This is a genomic window from Achromobacter sp. EB05 (assembly GCF_044232075.1).
In the GTDB taxonomy this organism is placed as follows: domain Bacteria; phylum Pseudomonadota; class Gammaproteobacteria; order Burkholderiales; family Burkholderiaceae_B; genus Achromobacter; species Achromobacter dolens.
Map to the genome: position 1 here is coordinate 5,089,804 of NZ_CP155917.1, position 15,747 is coordinate 5,105,550.

At 67.0% G+C, this 15,747-nt stretch carries 17 protein-coding genes; 15 read left to right on the forward strand and 2 right to left on the reverse strand.

Annotation, left to right across the window (positions count from 1 at the left end):
* The first annotated feature begins 12 nt into the window (after positions 1-12).
* Both AAID08_RS23260 and AAID08_RS23265 read left to right on the forward strand, forming a co-directional pair.
* Positions 13-693, forward strand: a complete 681-nt coding sequence (locus AAID08_RS23260) for an amino acid ABC transporter permease (protein WP_026384606.1) — start codon at positions 13-15, stop codon at positions 691-693.
* Positions 690-1,451 (forward strand): amino acid ABC transporter ATP-binding protein, encoded by a 762-nt coding sequence (locus AAID08_RS23265; protein ID WP_054500915.1) that lies wholly within the window; start codon positions 690-692, stop codon positions 1,449-1,451. Before AAID08_RS23260 ends, AAID08_RS23265 begins: the two co-directional genes overlap by 4 nt.
* A gap of 58 nt (positions 1,452-1,509) precedes the next feature.
* Here AAID08_RS23265 and AAID08_RS23270 read toward each other — a convergent pair whose 3' ends face one another.
* Positions 1,510-2,280 carry a peptidoglycan DD-metalloendopeptidase family protein gene (locus AAID08_RS23270; RefSeq protein ID WP_244976982.1) on the reverse strand — a complete coding sequence of 257 codons (771 nt, stop codon included), beginning with the start codon at positions 2,278-2,280 and terminating at the stop codon, positions 1,510-1,512.
* A gap of 172 nt (positions 2,281-2,452) precedes the next feature.
* On the opposite strand from AAID08_RS23270, the gene AAID08_RS23275 reads away from it, so the two are divergent.
* The 13 genes from AAID08_RS23275 to AAID08_RS23335 all read left to right on the forward strand — a co-directional run bounded on the left by AAID08_RS23275 (position 2,453) and on the right by AAID08_RS23335 (position 14,489).
* A complete protein-coding gene (locus tag AAID08_RS23275; RefSeq protein ID WP_054500914.1) occupies positions 2,453-3,742 on the forward strand; it encodes an MASE1 domain-containing protein in 1,290 nt (429 codons plus the stop codon).
* Entirely contained in the window at positions 3,732-5,249 is a 1,518-nt protein-coding gene (locus AAID08_RS23280; protein ID WP_395756938.1) for an acyl-CoA-binding protein, read from the forward strand. Before AAID08_RS23275 ends, AAID08_RS23280 begins: the two co-directional genes overlap by 11 nt.
* A gap of 34 nt (positions 5,250-5,283) precedes the next feature.
* Positions 5,284-5,712: a DUF2946 family protein gene (locus AAID08_RS23285; RefSeq protein ID WP_064524822.1), complete on the forward strand. Its 429-nt coding sequence runs from the start codon at positions 5,284-5,286 to the stop codon at positions 5,710-5,712.
* A gap of 59 nt (positions 5,713-5,771) precedes the next feature.
* Positions 5,772-6,389 (forward strand): SCO family protein, encoded by a 618-nt coding sequence (locus AAID08_RS23290; RefSeq protein ID WP_064524820.1) that lies wholly within the window; start codon positions 5,772-5,774, stop codon positions 6,387-6,389.
* Between the two features lie 26 nt (positions 6,390-6,415).
* A complete protein-coding gene (locus tag AAID08_RS23295) occupies positions 6,416-6,907 on the forward strand; it encodes a copper chaperone PCu(A)C (RefSeq protein ID WP_054500910.1) in 492 nt (163 codons plus the stop codon).
* Between the two features lie 240 nt (positions 6,908-7,147).
* Entirely contained in the window at positions 7,148-7,531 is a 384-nt protein-coding gene (locus AAID08_RS23300; RefSeq protein WP_064524818.1) for a DUF4148 domain-containing protein, read from the forward strand.
* Positions 7,532-7,713: 182 nt separating this feature from the next.
* Positions 7,714-8,916 carry an ATP-binding protein gene (locus AAID08_RS23305; RefSeq protein ID WP_049075761.1) on the forward strand — a complete coding sequence of 401 codons (1,203 nt, stop codon included), beginning with the start codon at positions 7,714-7,716 and terminating at the stop codon, positions 8,914-8,916.
* A 1-nt stretch (position 8,917) separates the two neighbouring features.
* Positions 8,918-9,472 (forward strand): response regulator transcription factor, encoded by a 555-nt coding sequence (locus AAID08_RS23310; RefSeq protein ID WP_372363313.1) that lies wholly within the window; start codon positions 8,918-8,920, stop codon positions 9,470-9,472.
* Between the two features lie 258 nt (positions 9,473-9,730).
* Positions 9,731-10,642, forward strand: a complete 912-nt coding sequence (gene cyoA, locus AAID08_RS23315; protein WP_026384598.1) for a ubiquinol oxidase subunit II — start codon at positions 9,731-9,733, stop codon at positions 10,640-10,642.
* Positions 10,642-12,618, forward strand: a complete 1,977-nt coding sequence (gene cyoB, locus AAID08_RS23320; RefSeq protein ID WP_020926575.1) for a cytochrome o ubiquinol oxidase subunit I — start codon at positions 10,642-10,644, stop codon at positions 12,616-12,618. The genes cyoA and cyoB overlap by 1 nt, the downstream gene beginning before the upstream one ends.
* Before the next feature lie 3 nt (positions 12,619-12,621).
* Positions 12,622-13,236: a cytochrome o ubiquinol oxidase subunit III gene (gene cyoC / locus AAID08_RS23325; RefSeq protein WP_006387443.1), complete on the forward strand. Its 615-nt coding sequence runs from the start codon at positions 12,622-12,624 to the stop codon at positions 13,234-13,236.
* Positions 13,236-13,586, forward strand: a complete 351-nt coding sequence (gene cyoD, locus AAID08_RS23330; protein ID WP_006387442.1) for a cytochrome o ubiquinol oxidase subunit IV — start codon at positions 13,236-13,238, stop codon at positions 13,584-13,586. The genes cyoC and cyoD overlap by 1 nt, the downstream gene beginning before the upstream one ends.
* Before the next feature lie 285 nt (positions 13,587-13,871).
* Positions 13,872-14,489 (forward strand): nitrogen fixation protein NifQ, encoded by a 618-nt coding sequence (locus AAID08_RS23335; RefSeq protein WP_175168352.1) that lies wholly within the window; start codon positions 13,872-13,874, stop codon positions 14,487-14,489.
* 34 nt (positions 14,490-14,523) lie between these two features.
* Here AAID08_RS23335 and AAID08_RS23340 read toward each other — a convergent pair whose 3' ends face one another.
* Entirely contained in the window at positions 14,524-15,654 is a 1,131-nt protein-coding gene (locus AAID08_RS23340) for a hypothetical protein (protein WP_395756939.1), read from the reverse strand.
* Between the last annotated feature and the right edge of the window lie 93 nt (positions 15,655-15,747).

Here is a 15,747-nt window from a genome sequence, read left to right on the forward strand (position 1 = left end):
GACACCCTGGCGGTGCCGGCCTGGGTGCAGTTGATGGCCGACTCGTTCTGGCCCTTGCTGCACGCCGGCCTGGTGTTCACCGTCCCGCTGACATTGATGTCGTTCGCGCTGGGGCTGGCGCTGGCCTTCGTGGTGGCGCTGATCCGGCTGTTCGGGCCGGCGCCGCTGGTGGCGCTGGTGCGCTTCTACGTCTGGCTGATCCGCGGCACGCCGCTGCTGGTGCAGCTATTCGTGATCTTCTACGGCCTGCCCAGCGTCGGCGTGGTGCTCGACCCGCTGCCGGCCGCGCTGATCGGCTTCACGCTGAACGTCGGCGCCTACAACTCCGAAGTGATCCGCGGCGCCATCGAGTCGATCTCCAAGGGCCAGTGGGAAGCCGCCTATTCATTGAGCATGACGCGCGGCCAGGCGCTGCGCCGCACCGTGCTGCCGCAGGCCGCGCGGGTGGCGGTGCCGCCGCTGTCCAATTCCTTCATCGCCCTGGTCAAGGACACCTCGCTGGCCGCCGTGCTGACGGTGCCCGAGATTTTCCAGGCGGCCCAGCGCATCGCCGCCGTCACGTACGAACCGCTGATCCTGTACACCGAGGCCGCGCTGATCTACCTGGTGTTCAGCTCGGTGCTGTCCGCCGCCCAGGTGCGCCTGGAACGGCGCTTCGGCCAGCACGCGGTGTTTTCCGAGAAGAACCGATGATCCGCCTGGAAAAGATCGAAAAGTCCTTTGGCGGCAACCTGGTGCTCAAGCAGGTCGACGTGGCCATCGCCGAAGGCAGCGTCACCGCCCTGATCGGCCCGTCCGGCAGCGGCAAGAGCACCCTGCTGCGCTGCGTCAACCTGCTGGAAGTGCCCGACCGCGGCACGCTCGAGATCGGCCCCGAACGGGTCGAGTTCGAGCCCGGCGAAAAGCTCTCGCGCGATCAGGTGCAGCGGGTGCGCATGCAGACCGGCATGGTGTTCCAGAACTTCCAGTTGTTCCCGCACCAGACCGTGATCGGCAACGTGATGGAAGGGCTGGTGACGGTGCAGAAATGGCCGGCCGACCGCGCCCGCGCGCGGGCCGAGGAACTGCTGCGCAAGGTCAACATGCTGGACAAGGCCGAGGCCTGGCCCGCCAATCTGTCGGGCGGCCAGCAGCAGCGCGTGGCGATCGCCCGCGCCCTGGCGCCCGCCCCCCGCGTATTGCTGTGCGACGAGCCGACCTCGGCGCTCGATCCCGGCCTGGCGGCCGAAGTGGTGGACGTGCTGCGCCAGCTCGCCGGCGAAGGCATGACCATGCTGATGGCCACCCATGACCTGCGCCTGGCCGCCAGCGTGTCGCGCGAAGCGGTGTTCCTGCTCGAGGGCAAGGTGGTCGAATCGGGCGCCTCGCGCGACCTGTTCACCCGGCCGCGCGACCCGCGCACGGCGGCATTCATCTCGACCCTGACGCAGGACGCCGGGCATCCAGCCTGAGCCGGCGGCAGGCCGGGGCGGCGGATCCGCTAGAATTCGGCCCCTGCGGCCCGCGCGCCTACTTGCCCGGCAGCGAGCCGGCAGGATCGACCGCCTGGCCGTCGTAGCGCAGCTCGAAATACAAGCCGACCTGCTTGCTGTCGCTATTGCCCATTTCCGCGATCTTCTGGCCCTGGCTCACCCGCTGGCCTTCCTTGACCAGCAGCTTGCTGTTGTGGGCGTAAATGCTGAGGAAGCTGGCGTTATGCTTGACGATCACGAGATGCCCGTAGCCCCGCAGGCCGCTGCCCGAATAGGCCACGGTGCCAGCGGCGGCGGCCACCACCGGCGTGCCGGCGGAATTGGAGATCACGATGCCATTGGATCCCGAACCGTCATAGCCGCGGGTGACCTTGCCCTGCGCGGGCCACACCAGCGAAATCGCCCCCGGCGGCGCGGTGCGCCGCTTGCCCGTGGCGGAGGCCGGCGCGCGGCTGCCCGACGAACTGGCGCGCGGCTTGGCGGGGGTGGAGGCGGCCTGGCCGGCGGGCGGCACGACGCGCAGCATCTGTCCCACCTCGATCGAGTTGGAGTTGGACAGGTTGTTCCAGCGCACCAGGTTCGATACGCTGGTGCCTTGTTTGCGCGCGATCTGCGTGAGCGTATCGCCCGACTGCACCCGGTAGTAGCCAGGCTGGACCTTGGTCGTGCCGCAGGCCGCCAGCAGCGCCAGCACCACGGCCAGCAACGCCAGCCGGACGAGCCGGATGGCGCCGCGGGACGGCGGACGAGCCGGAAGGCCGCCGGAAACGCCGGCAAAATCGGGAACAGGCAAGAGCTGGGCGGGCAAGGAGAGCACTGAATCCTGGAACGGAGTGAAGAATGACTGCGTCCAAGGGTACCAAGATTTTCGGACGCCGGTATGCCTCCGCAACTTTCGCGGACCATGCCGGGCCGTGTATAACCCGCTGATTGCCGCGAGCTACGGCTCGCCATGCATCACAGCGTCTGCAAGGAACAATATGGGAAAGCCCCAAGCGCCGAGAAAGAACCTGTACTGCCTGCTATGGGCCATCCCGTACCTGCTGTGCGGCGTCTTCTCGCGCCTGCTCAACGACCCGGTGAGCCATGCCGTGTTCGTCTGGCTGCCGCCCGGCGTGGCGGTGGGCGCCTATCTGTTGACGCAACGCCGCAACTGGTCGCTGCTGCTGGCCGCCTTTTTCTGTGCCCAACTGGCGCTCACCAGTTTCACCCGCGGCCAACCCGCCACGGCGCTGGTGTTCGCCATCACCGCCAGCCTGTCCAGCCTGCTGGCGGCCTGGACCGTGCAGCGCCTGAGTCCGCGCGAGGGTGGCGTGGGCCTGGTCGCGGCGTTGCTGGCCGGCGCGGTGGCTGGCGCCGGCCTGTCCGCCCTGCTGGGCGGCGGCTGGCTCTGGCTGACCCAGGAAGCCCATGCGCTGGTGCGGCTGCGCACCTGGGTGGCGGCCTATCTGGCGGGCATCCTGATCCTGGCGCCCGCGCTGACGGTCTGGGCCCATTTCCGCCCGCGCCGTTCGGGTGGTCCGCGCCGGCGCGACCTGGTGCTGGGCGTCTGCGCCTACGTCGGCCTGATCGTGACGACCTTCATGACCTTCGACGGCGACATGATCAAGAACCTGCCGTACGTCGTCACCTTCGAACTGACCTACCTGCCGCTGGTGTTCGCGGTGCTGACCGCGCTGGTGTGGGGCCCGCTGGGCGGCACCCTGGCCGTCATCACGCTGACCCTGATGGCGCTCTACCAGAGCGCCCAGGGCGAAGGCCCCTTCGTCGAGGCCAACGACCACTGGCACGTGCTGCTGGCCACCCAGGTCTACCTGGTGGTCACCGCGCTGCTGATCCTGCTGGTCAACACGCTGCGCGGCGCCCGCGCGCAGGAACTCGAGAACGCCCTGCAGTGGCGCGGCCGCTTCGACCTGGCGCTGGCGGGCAGCCACCAGTTGATGTACCGCTACAACCCGTTCGACGGCTCGCTCGAGCTGGCCGGCGACCTCCAGGGCGCCTTCGGCATGCCGGCCGACGCCATTCCCAACCTGGACGCATTGCTGGCGCTGGCCCATCCCGACGACCGCGCGCGCCTGACGCTGCACTGGGCCGCGCGCCGCGCCGGCGCCCAGGACCGCACCCCGCTGCTGTTCCGCGTGGCGCACGCCGACGGCGGCTGGCGCGTGGTCAGCGACCGCGGCTCGCCGCTGGAGGATTTCGACGGCAGCGTGGCTGTCGTGGCGGGCATGTGGCGCCTGGGTGAAGTCGAGCAGGCAGATGTCAACTAGCACCGGAGCCCTGCTCATCCACGGCTTGGGCGGCACCCAGTACGACCTGGGCTCGCTGCACAAGATCCTCAAGCGTGCCGGCATCGAAACGCACACGCTGACGCTGCCCGGCCACGGCACCACGCCCGAAGACCTGCTGCCGGTGCGCGCCGAGGACTGGATCGACGCCGTCACCGCCAAGTACCGCGAGGTGGCCGAGCGCCACGACACACTGCACGTGGTCGGCATGTGCCTGGGCGCGCTGCTGGCGGTGGAGCTGTGCAAGCGCGTGCAGCACCGCAAGGGCAAGCTGGTGAGCCTGGCCGCGCCGGTCTTCATCGACGGCTGGAGCACGCCCTGGTACCGAGGCCTGCGCAAGCTGGTCTATCGCATCCCCGGCCTGGCCGCGCGCATGCGGGTCGAAGAGGAAGAGCCCTACGGCATCAAGAACGAGCTGGTGCGCTCCATCGTCAAGGCCAAGTTCGAGCGTGGCGAGAACTTTCACTACCGCTGGGTGCCTCTGGCCTGTGTGCGCGAAGTCGACCGCCTGCGCCGCCTGGTGCAGCGCGGCCTGAATGCCATCAGTTGCCCCAGCCTGATCATCCACGCCCACGAGGACGAGCTGACCTCGGTGCGTTCGGCGCACTTCCTGAACGACGCCATTCCCGACAGCCGGCTGGTGCTGCTGGACAACAGCTACCACATGATCTGCGTCGACAACGACCGCGACCGGGTCGCCTCCGACATCCTGCAGTTCATGGACAAGCGCCCGGCGATCGCGCGCCCCGGCCGCGCCGCCGCGATGAGCGGCGACGAAGTCGAGCGCATCCTGGACGACTACCGCGAGGCGATGCTATCGGGCCAGTTCGAAACCCTGTTCCCCCTGTTCGCCGAGGACGTCGTGTGGCACAAAGAGGGCGACAGCCCCCTGAGCGGCGTCTACCAGGGCCGCGGCGGCCTGATCGACCTGTTCTCGCGCGTGATGGACTATTCGCGCAACACCTTCACGGTCGACAGCGTCGGGCCGCCGGAACCGGCCGGGCGATCGATCGCGGTGCCGCTCACCTTCCAGGTGCAGGACGGCCCCGTCCGCTACCGTGGCGCGTCCACCCATATCCTGCGCCTGCGCAATAACGCCATCGCCAAGGTCACCTCGCGCGCCTCCGACCCGGCCACCGAGGACGCATTGTGGCGGCGGCTGGCCGTCGCCAGCGGCCTGGAGCCCGAGGGCGACGCGATGGATCCGGAAACGCTGGCGATCGCCGCCGACGACCTGGAGGACGCATTCGAGGCGGCCGCGATGGCGCTGCGCGCGCTGCCACAGGCGCCATCCACCAGCGTCGCCATCCGGCTGTATGCCTACGAGCAACAGGCCCGGCGCGGCGATGCGCCGCCACATGACGCGCCGGACGCCAGCGTGCGCGAACAGATGGAGCTGGCCGCCTGGCGCCTGCTGGCCGGCCTGCCCGCCGACCAGGCGCGGCGCCGCTATATCGCCCTGATCCGGCGCCTCGATCCCGACACCTGAAGCCGGCTGCGGCCGCTCGGCCTACAATCGGTCCATGTCCGCCCTGACCCATCCCTCGCGAACCACCGGCGCCCTGCGCGTCCGGGGCGTGCTGTGGCTGGCGTTCCTGGCGCTGCTGCTGCGCGCCCTGGTGCCGACGGGCTACATGCCCGACGCGCGCGCGCTGCACGACGGCCGGCTCGAAGTGACCTTCTGCTCGGCCGCCGGCGACCTGTCCACCCTCAAGATCGCGCTCTCGCCCGACGGCAAGCACGGCGGCGCCGGCAACTCCGGCGCCGACACCGGCGCGCAATGCCCGTTTGGCCTGCTGGCGCACGTCACCCCGGCGCCCGCCGCGCAGACCGCGCCGCTGGCGCTCGCCATCTCTCGCGCCGCCCCCTTCCCGCCGGCAAGCGTGGCGACGCCAGTGCAACCGGCCCAAGGGCCGCCGCTGGGCTCGCGCGCCCCGCCCCTCGCCGCCTGACTCCGCCTCTCCGCGCGGCCCCGCCGCGCCCTTGCGAACCGTCAACCGACGAGGCTTTCATGCATTCCCCCCTTTCGCGCGCCCCCGTGGGCGCCGCGCCGGCGCCCGACCGCCACCGGCGCAGACTGCTCTCGGCCCTGGCGCTGCTGCCGCTGGCCGGCTGCGGCCCAGACGCCCCCAAGCTCAACGGCATGGATCTGACCAGCATGCCCACCGGCGATTTCCAGCTCCGGGACACCGAGGGCAGGCAGCGCCAGCTCGCCGACTACCGCGGCAAGACCGTGATGCTGTTCTTCGGCTTCACCCAATGCCCGGACATCTGCCCCACCGCGCTGACCCGCGCGCTGGAGATCAAGAACCTGCTGGGCGCCGACGCCAAGAAAGTGCAGGTGCTGTTCATCACCGTCGACCCCGAGCGCGACACGCCGGAGATCCTGCAGGCCTATATGCAGGCCTTCGACCCCGCGTTCGTCGGCCTGCGTGGCGATGCCGAGCAGACCCGCGCCGCCGCGCAATCATTCAAGGTGTTCTACCAGAAGGTCCCGACCGGCTCGTCCTACACCATGGACCACACCGCGCTGACCTACGTCATCGACGCCGAGGGCAAGCTGCGCGTGGCCCTGCGCCACCAGCAGAGCGCCGAGGAATGCGCCGCCGACCTGCGCACGGTGATCTGAACCGCCCCCCGATCAAAGGAACCCCCATGAAAAAGACCGCATTCAAATCCCTCGCCGCCGCCTTCGCGCTGGGCGCCCTGACCCTGCTCCAGGCCCCCGCCCTGGCGCAGGACGCCACCCTCAAGGTGGAGGACGCCTGGGTCCGCGCCACCGTGCCCAGCCAGCACGCCACCGGCGTCTTCATGCGCCTGACCTCGTCCGTCCCGGCGCGCCTGGTCGGCGTCGAGTCCGACGCCGCCAAGCACGTCGAGGTGCACGAAATGGCGATGCAGGACAACGTCATGAAAATGCGCCAGATCCCCGCCCTCGACCTGCCCGCCGGCCAGCCGGTGGAACTCAAGCCCGGCGGCTACCACGTCATGCTGATCGACCTGGCCAGGCAGGTGTCGGCGGGCGACCCGGTGGCGCTGACGCTGCTGGTGCAAGACGCCAACGGCCAGCAGCGCCGCGTGCCGGTGACGGCCACGGCGCGTCCGCTGGCGGGCGGCGCGGCCCCGGCCGCCAAGCATGGGCACTGATTAACAGGGACCGCGTCATTGCAAGCGCATTGACACCTGTACTTCAAGCTTGAAATAGCTGTTTGCCCCGCAAGCCGCGTTTTCTGCAACGCCAGGACGGCCACCCGGTCGAATCAAGAACACCGGGTGCGCCGTTTCTCCACGCATCCGCCGCATCCCAGGAAATCGCCCCCACGCCGCACCGGGGACGACGGCGCGGCCTGCCCCCAGGCCGTTTGCTTTGATTGCCAGGAGCGTTTCATGAAGACCTTGACAGCTACTTTGTTGCTCTGCGCCGGCCTCGCCGCCTCCGCAGCCGTGCAAGCCCAACCCGCCCAGGCCGCGGCTCCCGCCGCGCAATACAAGCGCGACCTCTACGGCGACTGGCGCGTCAGCTACCCCGCCCCCGCCGCCAAGACCGCCGACCAGGTGAGCGCCGAACTCGCCCAGTCCAAGGCCGACGGCCAGTACACCTTCGGCCAGGAAGACTACCCGCCCGCCATCGCCTCCAACGGCCCGGGGGAAAGCCGCGCCCAGGTCGAGCAGGAGCTCCAGACCGCCGAGATGCAAGGGCAGATGGCGTCCGACCAGGAAAGCTATCCGCCGGCGCCGATGGCGCATAGCGGTGCGTCCGCCATTCAATAAAAGGGACACACCACAATCTGCGGCCCGTCCTGATTCCTCATACAATGCCAGCACACATCCGCCGCCGGCGGCCTCGCGGGGCCCGGCGGCAGCGCGGCGCCCCACGCCGCCCCGGATGCCAGCGTTCCGCGCAGCCGGGCGCCTGATCCGCCGGCGATAGACCGGCAACCCTGTGTCTGGATATGCCCGGTAGTTCCGCCTTTTCCTTCCTGCGTACCCTCTGCAGCCTGCGCTGGCTCGCCATCGCGGGCCAGGCCGCCACCATCCTGGTGGCCAGCGCCGTGCTCGGCCTGGCCCTGCCGCTGGAGCCGCTGTGGATCGGCGTGGGCGTGCTGATCGGCTTCAACGTCTACGCCAGCCTGCGGCTGCGCCACAGCCGCGACCTGTCCCACGCCACCGCTTTCGGCCACCTGCTGGTGGACATGGCGGTGCTGGCCTGGATGGTGGGCTGGAGCGGCGGCCTGAGCAATCCGTTCGGCATGATGTTCCTGATCCTCACCGCCCTGGCGGCGCTGGCGCTGCCGCGCAACTGGGCGCTGGCGGCGGCGCTGGCGGGCATCTCCGGTTATTTCGCCGCCGCCATCTTCGGCCAGCCGCTGCGCGGCGACCTCAACACCCACACGCTGCTGCTATGGGGCCTGGCCGCCAACTTCCTGATTTCCGTGGTGGTGGTGCTGGTGTTCACCACCCGCCTGGCGGCCGACCTGCGGGCGCGCGAGCGCGAACTGGCGCGGCTGCGCGAGCGCTTCACCCGCAACGAGGGCATCGTCGCCCTGGCCACCCACGCCGCCGCCATGGCGCACGAACTGAACACCCCGCTGGCCACCATGACCCTGCTGGCCGACGAGATCGCCGCCGAGGTCAAGGAGCCCGACCTCAAGCAGGACGTCGCCACGCTCAGCCAACTGCTGGCCCTGTGCCGGGAACGGATTCGCAATCTGGCGGTCCCAACCGCCGTGGACCTGGTGCGCGTGGTGGGCCAATGGCGCCTGATCCGGCCGACCATCGACCTGCGCCGGTCGGGCACGCTGCCCGCCAGCCTGCGGGTCGATCCGGCCATCGCCCACCTGCTGCAGGCCCTGCTGAACAACGCGGCCGATGCCGGCGAAGCCGCCAACGAGCCGCGCGTGGACCTGCACCTGGAATACGGTTATGGCGCCCTGCGCGGCGAAGTGCGCGACTATGGCGGCGGCTTCGACCCCGACCACACGCTGCTGCCGGCCACCAGCCTGTTCAACAGTGGCAAGCCGGGCGGCCTGGGCGTCGGCCTGGCCCTGTCGCACGCCACCGTCGAGCAGTTGGGCGGCGAAATGACCATGACCGCCGCCGATGGCGGCGGCACCCGCATCCGTTTTTATTTGCCTCTCGGCACTCCCGGGACCTGATATGTTGAATCCCACCGATCTTGGCCTGCTGATCGACGACGACGAGCTCTACGTGCGCACCCTGCAGCGCAGCCTGTCGCGCCGCGGCCTGGAAACCCGAACCGCCACCGGCATCGCCGAGGCGCTGCGCGTGGCCGAAGAGATCCGCCCCGCCTTCGCGCTGGTCGATCTGCGCCTGGGCGAGGATTCCGGGCTGACCCTGATCCGTCCCCTTCGAGCCCTGCGCGCCGACATGCGCATCCTGCTGGTCACCGGCTACGCCAGCGTGGCCACCGCGGTCGAGGCCATCAAGCGCGGCGCCGACGATTACCTGCCCAAGCCGGCCACCGCGCCGATGATCCTGCGCACGCTGGGCCTGGTGAAGCCGGAAACCGTTACCATCGAAAGCACCATGACGCCGTTGCACCGCCTAGAATGGGAGCACATCCACCAGGCCCTGCACGAGACCGGCGGCAACGTCTCGGCCGCCGCCCGCCTGCTGGGCATGCACCGGCGCTCCTTGCAGCGCAAGTTGGCCAAGAAACCGGGGCCGGAACGCGAGGTCCTGGTCGACTGATTGGCGCGGATACGACACATCGCAACAATCCTGCTTTGTGCAGGTGCGACATATCGTCGCACCCCCACCTGCCCCGCGAAGCCCTCTCCCGCCTGGGAAAACCCTTAAGCAGGGGCCTTGGGGGCAAAAGCCGGCTGGGCAATGCGACCATTCGTCGCACGCTTGACCCAGGTCAAACCGATAGGATGGACGTTGCTGCCTAGCAGCATTCCAGTCTGCTGCTCCGCAGCATTTCCCACCTTCCATCCAAGGCTGTACGTGAAACACCCCCTCCTTGCGACCCTTACGCGCATTTTTGGCGTCGGCGCGGTCATGCTGCTTGGCGGCTGCAACATGGAAATCCTCTCCCCCAAGGGAGACATTGGCGCTCAGGAAAAGACCCTGCTGTTCACGGCAACCGGTCTGATGCTCCTGGTGGTGATCCCGGTCATCATCATGATCCTGACGTTTGCCTGGAAATACCGCGCATCCAATACCAAAGCCGACTACCAGCCCAAGTGGGCCCACTCCACGGCGATCGAAGTCGTGGTCTGGACCGTGCCATGTATCATCGTGGCGATCCTCGCCGTGATCACCTGGCGCTCCACGCACGCGCTCGATCCCTACAAGCCGCTCGTCTCCGAGCACAAGCCGGTCACCATCGAGGTGGTGTCGCTGGATTGGAAGTGGCTGTTCATTTACCCCGAGTACGACATCGCCACGGTCAACGAGATCGCGTTCCCGGTCGACGTCCCGGTCAATTTCCGGATCACCTCGGCCTCGGTCATGAACTCGTTCTTCATCCCCCAGTTGGGCAGCCAGATCTACTCGATGGCGGGCATGGAGACCAAGCTGCACCTGAACGCGCGCGAGCCCGGCACCTACGCCGGCATCTCGGCCAACTACAGCGGCGCCGGCTTCTCCGGCATGCGCTTCAAGGCCATCGCCACGTCGCAGGAAGGCTTCGACAACTGGGTCAAGGAAGCCAAGGCTTCCGGCACCGCGCTGACTCCGGCGGTGTACCAGGAACTGACCAAGCGCAGCGAACACAACCCGGTCGCCAAGTACGCCTCGGTGCCACCGTCCATGTTCGACTACATCCTGGGCAGCACCATGTCCAAGATGGCCGGCGTCGACGACGCCACGTGCACCCCCACGTCGAATAATCTTGTCGCAGGATTGACTCAATAATGCTCGGGAAACTCACCCTCGAGGCCATTCCGTACCATGAACCCATCGTCATGGTCACGCTGGCCGCCGTGTGCCTGGGAGGCCTAGCGGTCTTCGGCGCCATCACCTACTTCCGCAAGTGGAAGTACCTCTGGACGGAATGGCTCACCTCCGTCGACCACAAGCGCATCGGCGTGATGTACATCATCGTCGCGCTGATCATGCTGCTGCGCGGCTTCGCCGACGCCATCATGATGCGTACCCAGTTGGCCGTCGCCTCGGCCGACTCCGCCGGCTTCCTGCCGCCGCACCACTACGACCAGATCTTCACCGCCCACGGCGTCATCATGATCTTCTTCATGGCGATGCCCTTCATCACCGGGCTGATGAACATCGTGGTGCCGCTGCAGATCGGCGCCCGCGACGTGGCCTACCCGTTCCTGAACTCGCTGAGCTTCTGGCTGTTCGGCGCCGGCGTCGCGCTGATGATGATCTCGCTGTTCGTCGGTGAATTCGCCGCGACCGGCTGGCTCGCCTATCCGCCGCTGTCCGGGCTCGACTACAGCCCAAGTGTCGGGGTGGACTACTACATCTGGGCGCTGCAGATCTCCGGGTTGGGAACAACACTCAGCGGCATCAACTTCATCGTCACCATCCTGCGCATGCGCGCGCCGGGCATGACCCTGATGAAGATGCCGATCTTCACCTGGACCTCGCTGGTCACCAACGTCCTGATCGTGGCCGCCTTCCCGGTGCTGGCCGCCACGCTGGCGCTGCTGACGATGGACCGCTACCTGGGCACGCACTTCTTCACGAACGACATGGGCGGCAACGTCATGATGTACGTGAACCTGATCTGGATCTGGGGCCACCCCGAGGTCTACATCCTGGTGCTGCCGGCCTTCGGCGTGTACTCCGAAGTGGTCGCCACGTTCGCCCGCAAGACCCTGTTCGGCTACAAGTCCATGGTCTACGCCACGGCCGCCATCGGCGTGCTGTCGTTCCTGGTCTGGCTGCACCACTTCTTCACCATGGGCGCGGGGGCCAACGTCAACGCGTTCTTCGGCATCGCCACGATGATCATCTCGATCCCGACGGGCGCGAAGATCTTCAACTGGCTGTTCACCATCTACCGCGGCCGCCTGCGCATCACCACGCCGGTGCTGTGGACGCTGGGCTTCATGCTGGTGTTCGTCATCGGCGGCATGACCGGCGTGATGCTGGCCATCCCCGGCGTGTCGTTCGTGCTGCACAACAGCCTGTTCCTGATCGCCCACTTCCACAACACCATCATCGGTGGCGTGGTGTTCGGTTGCATCGCCGGCATGACCTACTGGTTCCCCAAGGCCTTCGGCTTCAAGCTGAACGAACGCCTGGGCCGCTACTCGTTCTACTGCTGGTTCGTCGGCTTCTTCCTGGCCTTCATGCCCCTGTACATCCTGGGCTTCAAGGGCATGACGCGTCGCCTGAACCACTACGACAACCCCGAATGGCAGCCGTACCTGCTGGTCGCCCTGGCCGGCGCCGCGCTGATCATGCTGGGCATCTGGTTCCTGCTGCAGCAAGTGTTCGTGTCCGTGCGCCAGCGCAAGCAGAACCAGGACATCACCGGCGATCCCTGGGATGGCCGCACCCTGGAATGGTCGATCTCGTCGCCCGCGCCTTTCTACAACTTCGCCCACGTTCCTCACGTCGATGAACTGGACCAGTTCTGGGAAGACAAGCAGAACGGCAAGGCCTACAAGCGCCCGGCCAAGTACGAAGACATCCACATGCCGAAGAACACCGCCGCCGGCGTCTTCATCGGCGCGTTCGGCCTGGTCATGTGCTTTGCCCTGATCTGGCACATCTGGTGGCTGTCGATCGTCGGTTTCGTCGGCATGATCGGTTCGTTCATCGTCCGCGCCTATGACCGCGACGTCGACTACTGGGTCCCGGCCGCGGAAGTCGAACGCATCGAAAACGCCCACTTTGAAAAAATGCAGAAGGCCGCCTGAGCCATGATTCAAGCCGTAGCCACTCACCCCCACGCGGGTCACGACGATCACGCGCACCATGACGATGGATCCAAGACCGTTTTCGGTTTCTGGGTCTACCTCATGAGCGACTTGCTGATCTTTTCGGTGCTGTTCGCGACGTTCGCGGTGCTGGCCAACGCCACCGCGGGCGGCCCCACCGGCAAGGAACTGTTCGACCTGAAGTTCGTCCTGGTCGAAACCCTGCTGCTGCTGTTCTCGAGCTTCACCTTCGGCATGGCCAACCTGAACGTCCACGCCAACAACAAGAGCCGCGCAATCGGCTGGTTGATGGTCACGTTCCTGTTCGGCGCGGGCTTCATCGCGATGGAAGTCTATGAATTCCATCACCTGATCACCGAAGGCGCGGGCCCCGGCCGCAGCGCCTACCTGTCGGCGTTCTTCACGCTGATCGGCACGCACGGCCTGCACGTGACGTTCGGCCTGATCTGGATCGTCGTCATGATCGACATGATCCGCCGCCATGGCCTGGACTCGATCAACAAGCGTCGCCTGGCGTGCCTGAGCCTGTTCTGGCACTTCCTGGACATCGTCTGGATCTGCGTCTTCACCTTCGTCTATCTTCTGGGAGCCCTCTGATGTCGCACTCCGCTGCGGCCGCACACGGCCACGACGATCACGCCGCCGACCACGGCAGCCTGAAGTCCTACATCATCGGTTTCGTGCTCTCGCTCCTGCTCACCTTCGGCTCGTTCGGCCTGGTGATGAGCGGCGCGTTGTCCCACACCATCACCATCATCGGCGTGGTGGCGCTGTGCGTGCTCCAGTTGCTGGTGCAACTGGTGTACTTCCTGCACATGGGCGCATCGAAATCGGCCCGCGACAACCTGGCCACGTTCGTCTTCACCGTGATGATCATCGCCATCATCGTCGGGGGTTCGGCCTGGGTGCTGTACAACATGAACGTCAACATGGGCCACGCCATGTAAGACCCGTCATCCAATGACGACAGACAGGCGCCGCGAGGCGCCTGTTTTTTTTGGAAGGCCGTCACGCTATCGGGACGGTTTTTTTTGCGCCCTGCCGCGGCCGCGGTCCATGGCGAAACGCGGCGCTGCCTTCTCCGGCATGGCCGCGCGGCGCCACCGCCCGCTTTCCGCGCAGCGGCCCGTCCCACTTCCCCGCAGGGTTGATGCCGCGCAGGCCCGCCCTCTGGCGCTCGTTATATATTCAAGCTTATAGCGAAGCCCCCCAATCACCGCCGCGAACCGCCCATGGATGCCATCCTGATCGCCGCCCCCACCGCCCGGGATATCGATGCCCTGGCCTGTACGCTGTTGGCGCATGCGCCGCCCGATCAGCCCGATGCGCGCTTTTTCGCCACGGTGATCGGCAAGAGCCTGGCGCACCGCGACCTGGCCCGTACCGGCCTGCCTCCCGCCGAATTGGCGGGGGTGCTGGCCAGCCTGTTTCCCGGCGCGCAGGCTGGCTCGGGCGCGGCGCTTGCCGCCCTGCGAGCGCAATTGCTCGCGTACGCGGCGCGCGGCCTGGCCAGCCCCCAATCGGATTTCACCCGCCTGCTGCGTGTGCTGCTCGACGCCTGCAGCGGACCGGCCGCGACCACGCCCTGGGTCACCAGCGTGCTGGCGCACGCCTGCCTGCGCCCGGACCACCTGTGGCGCGACCTGGGGTTGAGCGGCCGCGACGACGTCACCGCGTTGCTGACGCGGCATTACCCGGGATTGGTGGCGCGCAACACCGGCAACCTGCGTTGGAAGAAATTCCTGGCGTATTCCGCCTTCGCGCATGCCGGGCTGCCGGCGCAGGCCGCGCCCGGGTGCGCCCATTGCGAAGACCACGGCCTCTGCTATGGCACGGGTGGGCAGCGCTAAGGCGCCGACACCCGCCGGCCCAAGGCCAGCGAGATCAGTACCAGGTTGCCTTGACCAGGACCTGGGTGTTGTATTTGCCGGTCACCAGTCCGATCGCGGGTTCGCGCTCCAGGTGCGCGGTGTACCCCTGCGCGACCGACGTCGTATTCATCAGCGGCGCGGCGATGTTGTTCACCGACAGGGAGATAGGCATGCCCAGCCGATCGACGAACAGCGTGCCAAACTGAACATTACTGCCGGCGGCATTGGTGATACGCAGCTTCAACCCGTTTTCCTTGCCGTCGGTATTTTTCAGGTAAATCGTTTGCAGCATGGGATCCATGCGCTCGCCGCCCTGCGGCTCGAAAGACACCGCCAGAGGCAGATGGAAAACGTCGTTTGGATTGGCGCCCGCGGGCCTGGTCAATGAACCCAGGTTGGGGCATGCCGGGTTGACACGCGTGATCACCTGGAAGGGTTTGGACTGCGGCAGCTTGCCGTTGTAGGTGACGGTGTTGAGCACCGTATCGAAGGGCACGACGCTATCCACGGCAAGATCGCCAATGCACCGCGGCACATATTGGAAACGCGTCGCGGAAGTCGTGATGAAAATCCCCGGATCGGCGACGCCCCAGGAATCGTTGATCAGCTTGAAGGCGGTGGTCGACGGCATGAAGACGCGCAACGGACTGGTGATCTGCCTGTCCACGATCAGCAGCATCGTGACGGTCAGGGTCCGCTCGCCGGTATCTTGGGAATATGGGTCGCCGAATACATACCCTTCAGCGCCGCCCGGGATCATTGGGTCGGGATTCCAGAATTTGTTGACGTCGCCGTTGATGATGAGGTCCAGCCGGACGCCGGTGTCTCGCAGCGCTTGCCTGATGATGGCGAAGTCGAATAGCGACCGCAACTCCACCTGGCTCTGGTTTATGCCGGGTCGGTTCCGGTAGCAGCGATAGTTGAATTCGTAGACGCGGCTTCGGTAGAGCCACTCGCCGTTGATCAACTGCCTGTCCAGATCGAACGTGACTGACGGCGGAATTTCCAATCGGACCGCGTTGGCGCCCGCCGACGAAAAGCAGCCGTTGGCAGGATGAGCCTGGCCGTAGGCGAACGCCGGCATCAACGCGATCGCCATCAATACCCGCGCCAGCGCCCGTCTGGCCCTCTGCTGCCATTGCACGATTCTCGACTCCGCCTATCCAAAATGACCTACGGATTCTATCTGTGGCGGTCGCGGCGTCGATGCGGGCATGGTCTGACATTTCAGGCGATG